The 14,633-nt window shown below is 73.4% G+C and carries 13 protein-coding genes; 5 read left to right on the forward strand and 8 right to left on the reverse strand.

What is annotated here, in order from left to right:
• Positions 1 to 21: 21 nt before the first annotated feature.
• Positions 22 to 2,031, reverse strand: a complete 2,010-nt coding sequence (locus tag AC0IW9_RS19135) for a DNA/RNA helicase domain-containing protein (protein ID WP_471649888.1) — start codon at positions 2,029 to 2,031, stop codon at positions 22 to 24.
• Entirely contained in the window at positions 2,028 to 2,909 is an 882-nt protein-coding gene (locus AC0IW9_RS19140) for a DMT family transporter (protein WP_471649889.1), read from the reverse strand. Before AC0IW9_RS19140 ends, AC0IW9_RS19135 begins: the two co-directional genes overlap by 4 nt.
• Positions 2,910 to 3,037: 128 nt before the next feature.
• On the opposite strand from AC0IW9_RS19140, the gene AC0IW9_RS19145 reads away from it, so the two are divergent.
• Positions 3,038 to 4,627, forward strand: coding sequence for an ABC transporter substrate-binding protein (locus AC0IW9_RS19145; RefSeq protein ID WP_471649890.1), 1,590 nt, complete (start codon positions 3,038 to 3,040; stop codon positions 4,625 to 4,627).
• Here AC0IW9_RS19145 and AC0IW9_RS19150 read toward each other — a convergent pair whose 3' ends face one another.
• On the reverse strand, positions 4,628 to 5,794 hold the full coding sequence (locus AC0IW9_RS19150; protein WP_471649891.1) for a GNAT family N-acetyltransferase: 1,167 nt from the start codon (positions 5,792 to 5,794) through the stop codon (positions 4,628 to 4,630).
• A gap of 102 nt (positions 5,795 to 5,896) precedes the next feature.
• Between AC0IW9_RS19150 and AC0IW9_RS19155 the strand changes: the two genes are divergently transcribed.
• Complete coding sequence (locus tag AC0IW9_RS19155; RefSeq protein WP_471649892.1) at positions 5,897 to 6,898, forward strand: dienelactone hydrolase family protein; 1,002 nt, start codon at positions 5,897 to 5,899, stop codon at positions 6,896 to 6,898.
• A 24-nt stretch (positions 6,899 to 6,922) separates the two neighbouring features.
• Here AC0IW9_RS19155 and AC0IW9_RS19160 read toward each other — a convergent pair whose 3' ends face one another.
• On the reverse strand, positions 6,923 to 7,513 hold the full coding sequence (locus tag AC0IW9_RS19160) for a DUF2889 domain-containing protein (RefSeq protein WP_471649893.1): 591 nt from the start codon (positions 7,511 to 7,513) through the stop codon (positions 6,923 to 6,925).
• 169 nt (positions 7,514 to 7,682) lie between these two features.
• Between AC0IW9_RS19160 and AC0IW9_RS19165 the strand changes: the two genes are divergently transcribed.
• Genes AC0IW9_RS19165 through AC0IW9_RS19175 form a run of 3 tightly spaced genes read left to right on the forward strand, consistent with a single transcriptional unit; the run spans position 7,683 to position 9,821 of the window.
• Positions 7,683 to 8,591: a cation diffusion facilitator family transporter gene (locus tag AC0IW9_RS19165; protein ID WP_471649900.1), complete on the forward strand. Its 909-nt coding sequence runs from the start codon at positions 7,683 to 7,685 to the stop codon at positions 8,589 to 8,591.
• Positions 8,592 to 8,613: 22 nt separating this feature from the next.
• A complete protein-coding gene (locus AC0IW9_RS19170) occupies positions 8,614 to 9,240 on the forward strand; it encodes an energy transducer TonB (protein ID WP_471649894.1) in 627 nt (208 codons plus the stop codon).
• A 20-nt stretch (positions 9,241 to 9,260) separates the two neighbouring features.
• A complete protein-coding gene (locus AC0IW9_RS19175; protein ID WP_471649895.1) occupies positions 9,261 to 9,821 on the forward strand; it encodes a cob(I)yrinic acid a,c-diamide adenosyltransferase in 561 nt (186 codons plus the stop codon).
• Here AC0IW9_RS19175 and AC0IW9_RS19180 read toward each other — a convergent pair whose 3' ends face one another.
• Genes AC0IW9_RS19180 through modB form a run of 4 tightly spaced genes read right to left on the reverse strand, consistent with a single transcriptional unit; the run spans position 9,822 to position 14,501 of the window.
• Complete coding sequence (locus tag AC0IW9_RS19180) at positions 9,822 to 11,795, reverse strand: molybdopterin biosynthesis protein (protein ID WP_471649896.1); 1,974 nt, start codon at positions 11,793 to 11,795, stop codon at positions 9,822 to 9,824. It lies immediately after the preceding gene.
• Positions 11,783 to 12,721, reverse strand: a complete 939-nt coding sequence (locus tag AC0IW9_RS19185) for a MoeA family protein (protein WP_471649897.1) — start codon at positions 12,719 to 12,721, stop codon at positions 11,783 to 11,785. The genes AC0IW9_RS19180 and AC0IW9_RS19185 overlap by 13 nt, the downstream gene beginning before the upstream one ends.
• On the reverse strand, positions 12,718 to 13,803 hold the full coding sequence (gene modC / locus AC0IW9_RS19190) for a molybdenum ABC transporter ATP-binding protein (protein ID WP_471649898.1): 1,086 nt from the start codon (positions 13,801 to 13,803) through the stop codon (positions 12,718 to 12,720). The genes AC0IW9_RS19185 and modC overlap by 4 nt, the downstream gene beginning before the upstream one ends.
• The gene (gene modB, locus AC0IW9_RS19195; protein WP_471649899.1) at positions 13,803 to 14,501 is read right to left on the reverse strand and encodes a molybdate ABC transporter permease subunit; all 699 of its coding nucleotides are present in this window, start codon (positions 14,499 to 14,501) and stop codon (positions 13,803 to 13,805) included. The genes modC and modB overlap by 1 nt, the downstream gene beginning before the upstream one ends.
• Positions 14,502 to 14,633 lie beyond the last annotated feature (132 nt).

The raw sequence follows: 14,633 nt of genomic DNA on the forward strand, positions 1-14,633 counted from the left end.
GCCCATGCAAGCGGGGTGCCGCTACAGCAGTAGCGTCGATGGCACCGGGGCGGGTGCGGGCAGCGTGCCCAGCGCGCGGGCGCCGCAGTCCAGCAGATGGGTGGCAATGGCGTCCATCTCGGCGGCGGGGCGCGTGGCGTCGTGGAAGGGATCGCCGAGCGGCGAGCCGCGGGGGACCCAGATGATCGTCTCGTAGCGGGCGCGGGTCAGCAGGACGCGGTAGGTGTTGCGGATGAACAGGCGCTCCTCCGCGCTCTGCACCACCTGCCAGGACTTGCCGGCGAAACGCCGCGGCTGCCAGGTACCGGCAACGCGGATGAAATCGCCGCCCCAGGCCAGCCCGACCACGTCGAGTTCCAGCCCCTGGCAATCATACTCGGTGGCGAAGGTTTCAAGCGCCTCGGAACCGCGGATGTCCGGCCAGCGGTTGAGGAACCAGTCCGCCACCTCGGGCAACTGCACGCCCAGCCCTTCCGCCCGCAGGCGGCGGGCCCCGGCCGAGGCGACCAGCCCCGCCCGGCGCAGCCCGCGGCAATAGCCACGCAGCCCGGCCCGCAGCGCCGGCAGGTCGCGGGTGACGTAGAAGGGGACCGCCGCCGCCGCGGCGATGTCGCGGGCCTCGGCGGTAGCCCCGCGCAGCACCGCATCCACCCAGGGCGCGCCGGCGGCATCCCGTACGCTCCGCATCGGCACCGTCAGGTCGAGGTCCGCATCCAGCGTCAGCCAGGCCGGATGGCCTTCCGCCAGGCGCTGTGCCGGCTCCGCCGCCTCCAGCACACGGACCGCGGCAACCGCCCGCCAGCGTGGATCGGCGGCGATCACCCGGCCCCATTCGGCCAGCCCGGCCTCGCCGGTATTGATCTCCTGCCCATTGCCGATCAGCGCGACGATGACGGACCAATCCGGGTGGCGGCCCATGATCTCCAGCGCATGCGCCGGCTCGCTGGCGGTCAGCCGGCTGACCCGGCGCTGGGTATCCTTGGTCGCCTGCTGCTCGTTCCAGGCGCGCTGCGCCTCGTCGAAGACGATGACGTGCTCGGGCGCCTCGTGCTGCTTCGCGGTGACATGCTCGTCGAGGAAGCGATGGACATTCTGCAGCACCTTGCTGGCCCGGGCATGGGCCAGCTTGCGGGCGGGGCCGCCGGCCGGCGCGGCATTGCGGGCCAGCGCCTCGCGCAGCACGCTCACCAGCGGGACGTTGCCGGTGAGGAAGGCGGCGCCGTGGTCGCGCAGCGCGCCGAAGACCACGTTCAGCCCGCACAGCGTCTTGCCGGCGCCCGGGATGCCGGTGACGAAGACGACGCAATGCGCGCCGTCGCGCCGCGCCGCCGCGATCGCCCGGCCGATGGCGGCCGTGGTCCGGGTCAGGTTCGGCGCATCGGCCCGGGCCGCGGCGAGGTCGGCGACGGAGTTGCGCCGGTAGAGCAGGGTCGCCGCCTCCAGCACCGTCGGCACCGGGCGATAGGGCGCGGCTTCCCAGGCCAGCGGATCGAGCGGATCGAGCGGTTCGGACGGGATGCCGATCCCGGCCTGGATGGTGGCGAGCAAGGCGCCCAGGTCTGCCGCATTGACGCATTGCACCGGTGCCACGCCATGCCAGAACAGCGGCGCGGCATTGGTGGCGGCCGGTGCCGCCGTCGCCACCAGCACCGGCACCACCGGATGCCGGCGGCTACCCGCGTGGAAATCATGCAGGTCGAGCGCGTAATCCTCCGCCTGCCGCAGGTCCGCCGCCTCGAAGCGGGTCGCGCCATGCTTGAATTCCAGCGAGACGATGGCGCGGTCGGTCAGCAGCACGGCATCGACGCGCTTCTCCAGCCGCAGCAGGTCGAATTCGAACAGGAGGCGCCAGCCGGCCTCGGCCGTGGCCAGCGCCTCCTGGAGGATGGCGACCTCCGCTTCCCAGGCGTTCCGCTGGGTCAGTTCCAGCGTGGCGAAGCGGCTCGCCTGGGCATAGGCGAGGCGTCCCGCCACGTCCTCGGGCGTCTCGGCGAGCAGTTCCCCGACCGACAGGGACAGCCAGGCCCTCACGCCGCCGGCTCCCGCCGCGGCCAGGTCGCCAGCAGCAGGCTGCCCCCCATCAGCACGAAGCCCACCCCATGCACCGGCGTGAATTCCTCCCCCAGCACCAGCACCGCGACCGCCGCGGCGCTGGCCGGCAGCAGCGCAGTGAAGACACCGGCCACCCCCGCCGGCACCCGCCGCAACCCGGCATACCACAGCAGCAGGCAGATCACGCTGGCGGTGAGCGAATGGAAGACCAGCAGCCCGACCAACTTCGGCTCCGCCAGCATCCCCAGCGATCCCAGCCCGGTAAGCGAGAGCGGCACCAGCATTGCCGCGCTGAAGGCCTGCATCCAGAAGCTGGCGGTCACCAGCGGCACCCGGCCGGAGATCCGTTTGGCGAGCAGCACATAGGCGGCCTCCCCCAGCACCCCGGCGAAGACCAGGGCATTGCCCAGCAGGTGCCCCGCCCCGCCGCCGCCGCCCAGCCGCGCCAGCACCAGCGCCGCCATGCCGCCCGCCGCCAGCCCGGCGGCCAGCCAGTGCCGTGGCGACAGCCTTTCCCGCAGCCAGGCGGCGCTGCCGAGGGCCACCACCGCCGGCAGGGTCGCCAGCACCAGCCCGGCCTCCAGCGCCGTGGTCAGGCGCAGCCCGGCCAGCAGCCCGGCATTGTACAGCACCGTGCCAACCAGCGCCTGCAAGGCTAGGTTCCGCAGCACCCAGGGCGCTACCCGCACCCGGCCCTCGATCAGCCGCGCCAGCGGCCAGAGCACCGCGCAAGCCAGCAGGCAGCGGAGCAGCAGGATCAGCGGGACCGGCAGCGCCTCCGCCAGCAGCTTGCCGACGGCGACATTGGCGCCGACCAGCGCCATCGCGCCGGACAATTGGGCATAGGCCAGCAGCACGGTGCGGGTTTCTCCTCCCGTCTCTCCCCCGGGGCGGCCACCTTACCACGCCGCTTGCGTTGCACCGCCCACGCTGCTTTTTTGGCCGGCGGAGAACGCCGGTCCAACCCTGCCGGGAGACCGACCGAATGCTGCGACGAACCCTGTTGACCGGCGCCGCCGCGGCGATGGCCGCCCCCTTGGCGCGCCCTGCCCTCGCCCAGCCCGCCAATGCCCGCACCCTGCGCTTCGTGCCGCAGGCGGACCTGACCGTGCTCGATCCGGTCTTCACCACCGCCTATATCACCCGCCACCACGCGCTGATGATCTACGACCAGCTCTTCGGCCTCGACAGCAAGCTGCAGCCGCAGCCGCAGATGGTGGAGGCGCATGAGGCCGCGGCGGATGGGCTGAGCTGGCGCTTCCGGCTGCGCGAAGGCCTGCTGTTCCACGATGGGGAGCCGGTGCGCGGACGGGACTGCATCGCCTCCATCAAGCGCTGGGCGCAGCGGGATGCGCTGGGCCAGGTGCTGATGTCCCGCACCGCGGAGATGACGACGCCGGACGACCGCAGCTTCACCATCCGCCTCACCAAGCCCTTCGGCCCGATGCTGGAGACTCTGGCCAAGATCGGCCCTTCCGCGCTGTTCATCATGCCGGAGCGGATCGCCGCGGGCGATGCCAATACCCAGATCCGCGACACCATCGGCTCCGGCCCCTTCCGCTTCGTCGGCGACGAAAGGGTGGTCGGCGCCCGCGTGGTCTATGAGAAGAACCAAGCCTATCGCCCGCGGGAGGGCGGCGCCGCGGATTGGGCGGCCGGGCCGAAGCAGGTGCATTTCGACCGGGTCGAATGGACCGTGATGCCCGACCCCGGCACCGCCGCCGCGGCGCTGCGCAACAATGAGGTGGACTGGTGGGAGAACCCGCCGAACGACCTGGTGCCGGTGCTGCGGCGGTCGCGCGACATCGCGCTCAAGCGCGGCAATCCGCTCGGCACCTTCGGCACCGGCATCTTCAACACGCTGCACCCGCCCTTCGACAAGCCGGCGGTGCGCCGCGCGGTGCTGCGCGCCATGTCGCAGCAGGATTTCATGACCGCGGCGGCGGGCGCCGATCCCTCGCTGTGGAACGACAAGGCCGGCGTCTTCACCCCCGGCACGCCGCTGGCGACCGATGTCGGGATGGAGGCGATCACCGGCCCGCGCGACATCGAGCGATCCCGCAAGGAGATCCGCGATGCCGGATACAACGGCGAGACGGTGGTGCTGATGAGCGCCAGCGACCAGCCGGTGCTGGCCGCCCTCGGCGAGGTCGGCCACGACCTGCTGCGCCGGCTCGGCATGACTGTCGACTTCCGGGTCGCCGACTGGGGCACGGTGGTGCAGCGCCGGGCGAGCAAGGAAGCGCCGGACAAGGGCGGCTGGTCGATGTTCCACACCACCTGGAACGGGCTCGACGGCATCAACCCCGGCGTCATGCAGTATATCCGCGCCAATGGCGCCCAGGCCTGGTTCGGCTGGCCGGACGTGCCGAAGCTGGATGCGCTGCGACTGAGCTGGTTCGACGCACCGGACCTGGCGGCGCAGCGGAAGGTCGCCGGCGAGATCCAGCAGGTGGTCTTTGAGGAGGCGCCCTATCTGCCGACCGGGCAGTATTTCGCCTCGACGGCGTGGCGGAAGTCGATCACCGAGCCGATCTCGGAGACGATCGCCTTCTGGGGCGTGCAGCGGGCCTGACTAGTCGGTCTCACCGGCCTGCTTGAACGGGGAGAGGGTGGCGAGGGCCTCCATCTCCCGCAGCATCGCCGGGCGTTCGCGGTCGAGGAAATCGCCGACCGCCCGGCGCAGCCCGGGATGGGCGATCCAGTGCGCGCTGTAGGTCGGGCTCGGCAGGTAGCCGCGCTGGATCTTGTGCTCGCCCTGGGCGCCGGCCTCGACCCGGGGCAGCTTGTGCTCGATGGCGAAGTCGATGGCGCGGTAGTAGCAGAGCTCGAAATGCAGGAAGGGCGCATCGACGATGCTGCCCCAGTTGCGGCCATAAAGCGCCTCGGTCCCCAGCAGGTTCAGCGCGCCGGCGACCGGTTCGCCATCCTGCTCGGCCACCATCAGCACCACGCGGTCGCCCAGCGCCTCTCCCATCAGCGGCCAGAAGCGGGAGGTGAGGTAGGCGCTGCGGCCCCATTTCTTGTCGGTGGTGGATTTGTAGAAGCGGTGGAAGGCCTTCCAGTGCTTCGGGGTGATCTCATGCCCGCGCAACGTCTTCAGCACGAAGCCGGAGGCCGCGGCATCCCGCCGTTCCCGCCGGATCGCCTTGCGCTTGCGCGAGGAGAGCGCGCCGAGGAAATCCTCGAACGTCGCATAGCCCTGGTTGTGCCAGTGGAACTGGGTGCCGATGCGCTGCAGCCAGCCGGCCTCGCCCAGCGCCTCCCACTCCGCCGCCTCGCAGAAGGTGACATGCACGGAGGAGAGCTCGAGCTGGCCGCAGACCTGCACCAGCCCCTGGCCGAGCGCCGCCGGGCCGACCCCCGAGCCGGGCCGGACCAGCAGCCGCGGGCCGGGGACCGGGCTGAAGGGGGCGCAGACCTGGAGCTTGGGGTAGTAGTTGCCTCCCGCCCGCTCGAAGGCATCGGCCCAGCCGTAGTCGAAAACGTATTCGCCCTGGCTATGGGTCTTGGCATAGCAGGGGGCGCAGGCGACCAGCGTGCCGGCCGCATCGCGCAGGGCGGCGTGCTGCGGCAGCCAGCCGGTGTGGTCGGTGGCGCTGCCACTGGCCTCCAGCGCCGCCAGGAAGGCGTGGCTGACGAAGGGGTTCGTGCCGCCGGCGCACGCATCCCAGTCCGCCGCCGGCAGATCCGTGATGGCACGATGGAGGCTGAGGGTCAGGGCCGGGGCAGTATCGGGCATCACCGCCAGCATGTGCTGCTGCGGTGCGGCACGGCAAGACCCGGCTGGACATCGGCGGCGGCGCGATGGAGCCTTGCGGCCAATTCGCTGGAGGAAATTCCCATGTCGCCGTCACGTCCGGCCGGGCTCGCGCTCGCCCTCCTGCTCGCCCTGACGCCGCTCGCGGCCACGGCCCAGGCACCGGCTCCCCTCCCCGCACCGGGCCGCATCGAGACCATTCCGCTCGGCACCCGGACCCTGAACGGCGAGGAATTCCTCCGCGGCCGCCGCGATGCCGGCCGCGAATCCCTCGTCGCCGGGGAGCTGCGGCTGCCGGCTGGGCTGCGGCCGGACCAGAAGGTGCCGGCGATGGTGCTGGTACATGGCTCGGGCGGCATCAGCGGCTCCACCGACCAATGGGCACGGGAGCTGAACAGCGTGGGCGTTGCCGCCTTCATCCTCGACAGCTTCGCCGGGCGCGGCATCACAAGCACGGTGCAGGACCAGACCCAGCTGCATTCCCTGGCGATGATGGTCGATGCCTACCGGGCGCTGGACTGGCTGGCCGCGCATCCACGCATCCGGGCCGACCGGATCGGCATCATCGGCTTCTCCAAGGGTGCCGTCGCCGCGGTCTATTCGGCGATGACGCGCTTCCAGCAGGCCTATGGCACCCCTGGGCACCGCTTCGCCGCGCATATCGGGCTCTATACCCCCTGCAACGTCGGCTTCGAGGGGGATACTGCGCTCAGCCCGGTGCCGGTGCGGCTGTTTCATGGGATCGCCGACGATTACGTCGCCATCGGCCCCTGCCGGGACTACGTGGCGCGGCTGAAGCAGGCCGGCGCCGACGCGACCCTGGTGGAATACCCGGACGCCCACCACAGCTTCGACAATCCCTTCGGGCCGCCGCTGCTGGCCATCCCGGCGGCGCAGACCACCCGCAACTGCCGGCTGGTGGAAGGGCCGGATGGCGCCACGCTGAATGCCGAGACCAGGGCGCCCTTCGCGGTGGCGACGGATGCCTGCGTCGCCCGCGGGGCTCACGTCGGGTACAACGCCGCCGCGGCCACGGCGGTGCGGGCCGCGGTGCGGGACTTCGCGGTGGCGAAGCTGGTGAACTGAGCCCCGCCTGCGGCGGCGGGGCGCCTACTCCGCCGCCTTGGCCTCATCCGCCAGCCAGGGCCAGCGCGCCAGGGTCACCGGACTGTCCGGGGCATAGGCGATGCAGCTGCCGACGAGGCCCGGCCGCTGGCGCGTCACCGGCTCGCCGGCGGCCAGCTTCCGCTCCAGCTCCGCGCGCTCCCTGGCGGCGCGGATCGGATAGAGCGTCTGGTAGACCACCGTCGCCATCTGCCCGAGCACCTCGCGCAGATGGGTACAGCCCTGGATGCCGCCGACCCGCTCGTTCACCGCCCGGTTGAAGCCGGGGCCGATCTTCAGCCCGGCCAGCCGGCTGAAATTCGGCGCCGCGCCGGGGCACATGGCATAGGGCGTGTGGTCGGAGGCGGCCTCGCATTCCACCACCTCCATGTCCTCCCGCACCGTCAGCCGCAGCCACATCCCGTGCAGCGGCTCGCCCGGCTGCATGACGCCGCGGTTGTCGTTCTCGAAGGGTTGCGCCTTGGTATCGACCAGATGGGCCTCGATGTCGAAAAGCCCGTCCGCCCGGTGGTAGCCCCGCAGCTGGATATCCCGGAGGTGCAGCAGGTCCCGCTCGGCGGGGGTGGAAAGCGGCATGGCACCATCCTGTTGTGCAGTGCGATAGGATGTCATGCCATGCACCGGCGCAAGTGCATAGGGTGCTACCCAAGAGGACTTGAGGGGGGGTTGCCGGGGGTAGGTCCCTCGGGCGAAAAGCCCTGACCGGAGACGACCCGGCAGTCCGGAGCCTATCCCGTTGGTCCACATGACCCCCCATCCCGGCCCGACCGACCGTACGCTCCGCATCGCGATCGGCAGCGTCGTGGTCGCCTGCGCGGTGCTGGCGCTGAAGATCGCCGCCTGGGGCCTGACCGGCAGCGTCGCCCTGCTGGCCGACGCGCTGGAAAGCGTGGTGAATGTCGCGGCCGCGGTCGCCGCCCTGGCGGCGGTGCACTACGCCGCCCTGCCGGCCGATGCGAACCACCCCTATGGCCATACCAAAGTGGAGTATTTTTCCGCCGTGCTGGAAGGCGCGCTGATCGTCATCGCCGCGGTTGCCATCCTGCATGAGGCCTGGGGCGCCTATCAGCGGCCACGCGCGCCGGACCAGGCGGCCATCGGCCTGCTGATCTCGGCCGCCGCCACGGCGGTGAATGCGGGCTGGGCCTCGGTGCTGTTCCGCCAGGGCCGGCGGTCCAAATCCCCCGCGCTGGTCGCGGCCGGGCACCATCTGATGTCCGACGTGGTAACCTCCGGCGGCGTCATCATCGGCGTCGGCCTGGTGGCGCTGACCGGGAAGCTCTGGATCGACCCGGCCCTGGCCGGGCTGACCGCGCTGAACATCCTCTGGTCCGGCGGCCGGCTGATGCGGGAAAGCGTCGGCGGGCTGATGGACGAGGCGGTGGAGCCCGGCCTGCTGGCCCGCATCCGCACCGTCGTTTCCACCAATGGCGATGGCGCGATCGAGGCGCATGACATGCGGACGCGCCATGCCGGGCGGCTGACCTTCATCGAGTTCCATCTGGTGGTGCCCGGCGCCATGACGGTGGATGAGGCGCATGAGATCTGCGACCGGATCGAGGCGGCGCTGAAGGCGGAGGTCCAGGGCGCCACCATCACCATTCATGTGGAGCCGGAAGGCAAGGCGAAGCACCGGGGCGTCCTGGTGCTGTGAAGCACCGGGGCGAGGGTGTGCCGTGACGCGGCTGGTGCCGATCCTCCGGCAGCCGGAGGGCGAGGCGATGACGGTCCGCGCCCGCCCGCCGCGCCGGCCGCGCGTCTCGCCCTGGGCGGCGGGGTTTTCGGCGCTGCTGCATGGCGCGGCGCTGGCGGCGCTGGTGCTCTGGCCGCGGCCGCCGCGGCCGGACGCGGGGGCGCAGCAATCCGTCGAGGTGGTCTGGCAGGAGCAGACCGGCGAGACCCTGGGCGAGCCCAGCGAGCCGCAGCCGCCCGCGGCGCCGGAGGTGCCGGACGCCCCGCCGCCGGCCGGCGCCCTCGGCCCGGTGCCGCTGACCCAGGGCGGCGCCCCGGTCTTCGGCGCCGTCACCCCACCGGGCCTCGCCGAGGGTATCCGCAACCCGGACCCGGAATACCCCGCCGCCAGCCAGGCCCGGGGCGAGCAGGGCGTCGTCACCGTCCTGCTCCGCATCACCCCCGGCGGCAGCGTCGAGGAGGTGGAGGTGGTCCGCAGCTCCGGCTATGCCGCGCTGGACGAGGCGGCGAAGCGGGCGGTGCAGCGCTGGCGCTTCCGTCCGGCGATGCGCGACGGCCTCGCCATCCCTGGCAGTATCCGCACCGCGATCCATTTCCGTCTGCGGCAATAGACCGATGAGGAGCCTTCGCCGTGGTCAAACTCGATGTCATCACCACCCGCGGCGGCGATGCCGGGGAGACCTCGCTCGGCGACGGGACCCGGGTGCGGAAGGATGCGCTGCGGATCGAGGCGATGGGCGCGGTGGACGAAGCCAATGCGGTGCTCGGCCTGCTGCGGCTGCAGACCGCGGACCATGCGGAGGTCGACCCGATCCTCGCCCGCATCCAGAACGAGCTGTTCGACCTCGGCGCCGACCTCTGCGTCCCCGGCGAGGGCGGCGAGCGGCTGCGGCTGGATGCGGCGCAATCCGTCCGGCTGGATGCCGAGATCGCGGCGCAGAATGCGGAGCTGCCGCCGCTGCGCAGCTTCGTGCTGCCCGGCGGTACCCCGGCAGCCGCCATGGCCCACCTCGCCCGCACCACGATCCGCCGGGCGGAGCGGCTGGTGGTCGGGCTGGCGGCGGAGGAAGCGATGAACCCGGAGGCGGTGCGCTACCTCAACCGCCTCTCGGACCTGATGTTCGTGCTGTCGCGCCGGCTGAACGGCAATGGCGCCGGCGACGTGCTCTGGGTGCCCGGCGCGACGCGCTGATCAGGCGGGGCTGAAGCCCAGCGCGTCCAGCCGCGCCCGACCCTCGGCGCTGGCCAGCGAGGCAAGGAAGGCGCGCACCGCCGGGCGGTCCGCCCGCGTCTCCGGCAGGAAGAAATCGTAGTGCTCATCGGCCAGGGCGGCGAAGCCGAGGCCATAGGCGTCGGCCACCGCGGCGATCGCCACGCCCCAATCGGCGCGGCCCTGGGCGACGGCGGCGGCGACCGCGTTGTGCGACTTCGGCTGGTTGGCATAGCCCGGCGGCCGGGCGCCACCGAGCAGCCCGTCCAGCAATATGCGGGTGCCGGAGCCGGCGTTGCGGTTGACCAGCAGCAGCGCGGGGTCGGTGGCGCCGCGCCGTACCGCGGCCGGCCCGTCCAGCCCCTCGAAGCGCGGATCGCCGGGGCGGAAGACCACGCCTTGCAGCCGTCGCCAGCCCGGCACCAGCCGCAGCCCGGGCGCGAGGAAGGGCGCGTTGTAGGCGCCCGAGCCCGGGTCCAGCAGATGCGCCGGCGCCAGGTCGCATTCGCCGCGCCTCGCCGCCGCCAGCCCGCCGAGGCTGCCGACCGCCAGGCTGCGCGCCCGGATGCCCTCGGCCGCCAGCACATCGAGGATGGCATCCAATCCGGTGCAATGACTGCCGATGATGGTCAGCTCCGGCAGCCGGTGCGCGCCGCCGATCAGCCGGACCTGCAGGGGCGCCCCGGCCGCCGCGCCCTGTTCCGCCGCATCGATGGCGAAGAAGCCATCCGCCTGGGAGAAGGCGGTGACGCTGCCGGAGCCCTTGCCGAGCGGCCAGGCGGCGAGACCGCCGGCCGGGTCCTCGGCCAGGGAGACCATGACGTATTCGGTACGACCGGCCTCGCTCGGGGTGCGGACCGCGAGGCGGGCTTCGGCCACCGCCTCCTCCCGCGCCGGCAGCCCGGCCAGGGCGCGGATCACCGGCACGGCGAATTCCTGGAAGGTGAAGACCGCGCTGGTCGGGAAGCCCGGCAGCACCACCACCGGCTTGCGGCCGACGGCGCCGAGGCAGAGCGGCTTGCCCGGTTTCAGCGCCACGCCATGCACCAGCACGCCGGGCGGCGGCAGGCGGGAGAGGATGCGGTGGGAGACGTCGCCGGCGCCCTTCGAGGTACCGCCCGACATCACCACCAGGTCGGCCATGTCGAGGGCCTGCCGCAGCGCCGCTTCCAGCACCGCCTCCTCGTCGCGGAAGATGCCCATGGGCAGCGGCTCGCCGCCATGCTCGGCGACGGCGGCGGCGAGGATGGCGGCGTTGCTGTCGTAGATCCCGCCCACCGGCAGCGGCTGGCCCGGCGCCACCAGCTCGTCGCCGGTCGAGAGGATGGCGACGCGGGGGCGGCGCACCACCGGCACGGTCGCCAGCCCGGCGGCGGCCAGCATGCCGATCTCCCGGCTGGTGACGAGGGTGCCGGCCCGCAGCACCGTCTCGCCTCGGGCGATGTCGCTGCCGGCATAGGCGACCGCCTGCCCGGCGACGGCCGGGCGGCGGACCAGCACCTCCGGGCCATCCGGGCCCTCCTCGGCCTCGGTCTGCTCGACCATGACCACGGCATCGGCGCCGCGCGGGATGACGCCGCCGGTGGCGATCGCCGTCGCCGTGCCCGGTTCCACCGCGATGGCGGGCGCCACGCCGCAGGCCAGCAGCTCGCCGTTCAGCCGCAGCCGGCGCGGTGCCGTCTCGGTGGCGCCGAGGGTATCGGCGGCGCGGAGCGCGAAGCCATCCATCGAGGCGCGGTCGAAGGGCGGCGCATCGGCGGCGGCGGCGACCGGCACCGCCACCACCCGGCCCAGCGCGGCGCCGAGCGGCACGGCTTCGGCCGGCAGCGGCGCGAGGTCGATGGCGGCATGGAAGCGCACGGTCGCCACCTCGGCGGAGACGACGTCCAGGAATTGCTCCTGCCGGGCGGCGCGGCGGATACGCTCAAGCAAATCGGCGTTTGTCAGGGATCGCATGCCTCGATCTGGGTGCCGGCGTCGTAGCCTTCCAGCCCGGGCGGGACAATCAACAGCGCCTCGACCGGTGCCAGGGCACTGCCCTGCGGCATCCCGCCCGGCCCCAGTGGCACCACCCCGGTGAAGCCGATGGGGGAGGCAACCTTGCGGCCGAGGGTCAGCCGGCGCCGCGGCGGCGCGGCCCGCCCGGCCAGCGCCCGCAGCGCCGGGCGGCCGAGCAGCCACCAGCCGGCCAGCAGATCCTCGGGCAGCGGCCCCAGCCGCACGGCGGGGCGGCCACCCAGGGTGCCGATCGCCGTCGCCTCCCCCGGCCGGGCGCCGAGGGCCGGACAATGCACCGTATCGAGCGTGAGGTCGCAGGCGAGGACGAGGTCGGGATCGGCCTCGGCCACCTCGGCACCCTCGGCGGCGGCCAGTGCCGCCAGGGCGCTGGCGCCGGGCAGGGCGATGCGCGGCACCCGCACGGAGGCCGCCTCGATCCCGGCATCGGCGAGCAGCAGATCAGCGGGGCGCAGCAGGGTGCCGGCGGGGCGTAGCTCGATGCCGGCCTGGGCCGTCTCGCCCGCCAGCCGCACCCCCTCGCCGGGGCCGACCGGCTCCAGCACCAGCTCGCCGTCGCGGGCGAAGGGCTGCAGCACCGCATCGGTGCCGGGCGGCAGGGCGGCGCCCGCGGCAATCCAGGCGAGGCCGGGCAGCAGCACCGGGGCATAGGGGCCGGCGCCCTCGGTCAGCGCGGCGGCAACCGCCCAGCCCTCGCGCAGGGCGATGGCCACCGGCGGGACCGGGCCCCTGGCCCGCAACGGCGCGGCCAGCACCCGGCCGATGGCCTGGGCCAGCGGCAGGCGGCGCGGCGCCACCGGCGGCAACAGGCCAAGCAGCAGGCGGAGCGCCTCCGCCACCGGGACCAGACGCGGCGGCGCGCTCATGCCGGTCCCGCATGATCGAAGGCGACCGACTTCACCAGTGCCCAGAGCGGCATCCCCGGCCGCAGCGCCAGCCGGTCCACCGTATCCCGCGTCACCCGTGCCAGCAGCGGCGTCTCCCCCACCGCGAGGCGGAGGAAGACCTCCACCTCCCCGGCTGGGTCGATGCCGCGCAGGGTGCAGGGCAGGATGTTGTGCATGGAGATGCCGCGCGGCGGCTCGGTCGCCACCGCCAGGTCGCGGGCCCGCAGCCGCACCCGCAGCCGGTCGCCCGGCGCCAGGCCCGGACGCAGCGGCGCGACCAGCTCGCCGCCGGCGAAGCCCAGCCGGGTCAGCCCGCGCGCCGGGTCCTGCGCCAGCACGGTGCAGGGCACCAGCGCCCCGGCATCGCGCCGCCGAGCGAGCGCCGGCAGGTCGGCCCGCGCCGCCAGCGCCTCCACCGGGCCGGCGGCGAGGACCCGCCCGGCCTCCAGCAGCACCAGCGTATCGGCCAGGGCGTCCACCTCCTCCAGCGCATGCGTCACGTAGAGGATCGGCAGCCGGGCCACGTCGCGCAGCCGGGCGAGGAAGGGCAGCACCTCGGCCCGCCGCGGCGCGTCCAGCGCGGCCAGCGGCTCGTCCATCAGCAGCAGCCTCGGCCGCGCCAGCAGCGCCCGGCCGAGCGCCACCCGCTGCCGCTCCCCGCCCGAGAGCCCCAGCGGCCGGCGGCCCAGCAGCGGGGCGATGCCGAGCAGCGCCACAACCTCCTCGAAGCCCGGGCCGGTGGCCTCGCGCGGGGCGCGCTTCAGCCCGTAACGCAGGTTGGACGCGACGCTGAGGTGGGGGAAGAGCCGGGCATCCTGGAAGACCACGCCGCAGCGCCGGTGCTCCGGCGGCAGCATGACGCCGCGGGCGGTGTCCAGCAGCGGGACGCCATCCAGCGCCACCTGCCCGGCCAGCGGCCGCAGCAGCCCGGCGACGGCGGCCAGCACGGTGGACTTGCCGCAGCCGGAGGGGCCGAAGAGCGCCGTCACCCCCGCCGGCGCGGTGAAGGCGACATCCAGCGCGAAGCCGGGCCAGGCGTGGCGCAGCGCGACCTCGAGCATCAGCCGCGGCCCAGCAGGCGGTGCATCCGCCGGCCGATCAGCTCGGCCAGCAGCAGCCCGGCCAGGGCGAGCGCGAAGGAGACGCCGGCGAGGCGCGCCGCCATGGCCTCGCCGCCCGGCGTCTGCGTCGCGCTGTAGATCGCCAGCGGCAGGGTCTGGGTCTCGCCCGGGATGTTGGAGGCGAAGGTGATGACGGCGCCGAACTCGCCGAGGCCCGCGGCGAAGGCGGTGACCGCCCCGGCCAGGATGCCCGGCGACATCAGCGGCAGGGTGATGCCGAGGAAACGGTCCAGCCGCCCGGCGCCCAAGGTGCGCGCCGCCGCCTCCAGCCCCGGGTCCAGCCCCTCCAAGCCAAGCCGCACGGACCGCACGATCAGCGGGAAGGACATCACCGCCGTCGCCAGCGCCGCACCCTCGGTGGTGAAGACCAGGCGGATGCCGAACCAGTCGTTCAATGGCCCGCCGATCGGGCCGCGGATGCCGAAGAGCATCAGCAGGCCCCAGCCGACGACGACCGGCGGCACCACCAGCGGCAGATGCACCAGCGCATCCAGCAGCAGCCGGCCGGGGAAGCGCCCGCGCGCCAGGGCCAGGGCCACCAGCACCGCCGGCACCAGCGAGATCAGCACGGACCGCCCCGCCACGCCGAGGCTGAGCCGCACCGCCTGCCATTCCTCGGGGCCCAGCCAATCCATCATGCGGGCAGCAGGCAGCGGGCGGGCATGCGGCATCCTTTGGCAGGAGGCGCAGCTGGACCAGGCCGAGGTCGGATTTGTGGACCACGGCGCGGCTGACGCCCTTCAGCACCACCGGATAGCCGATGGTCTCGG

The organism is Belnapia sp. AC561 (assembly GCF_979252845.1).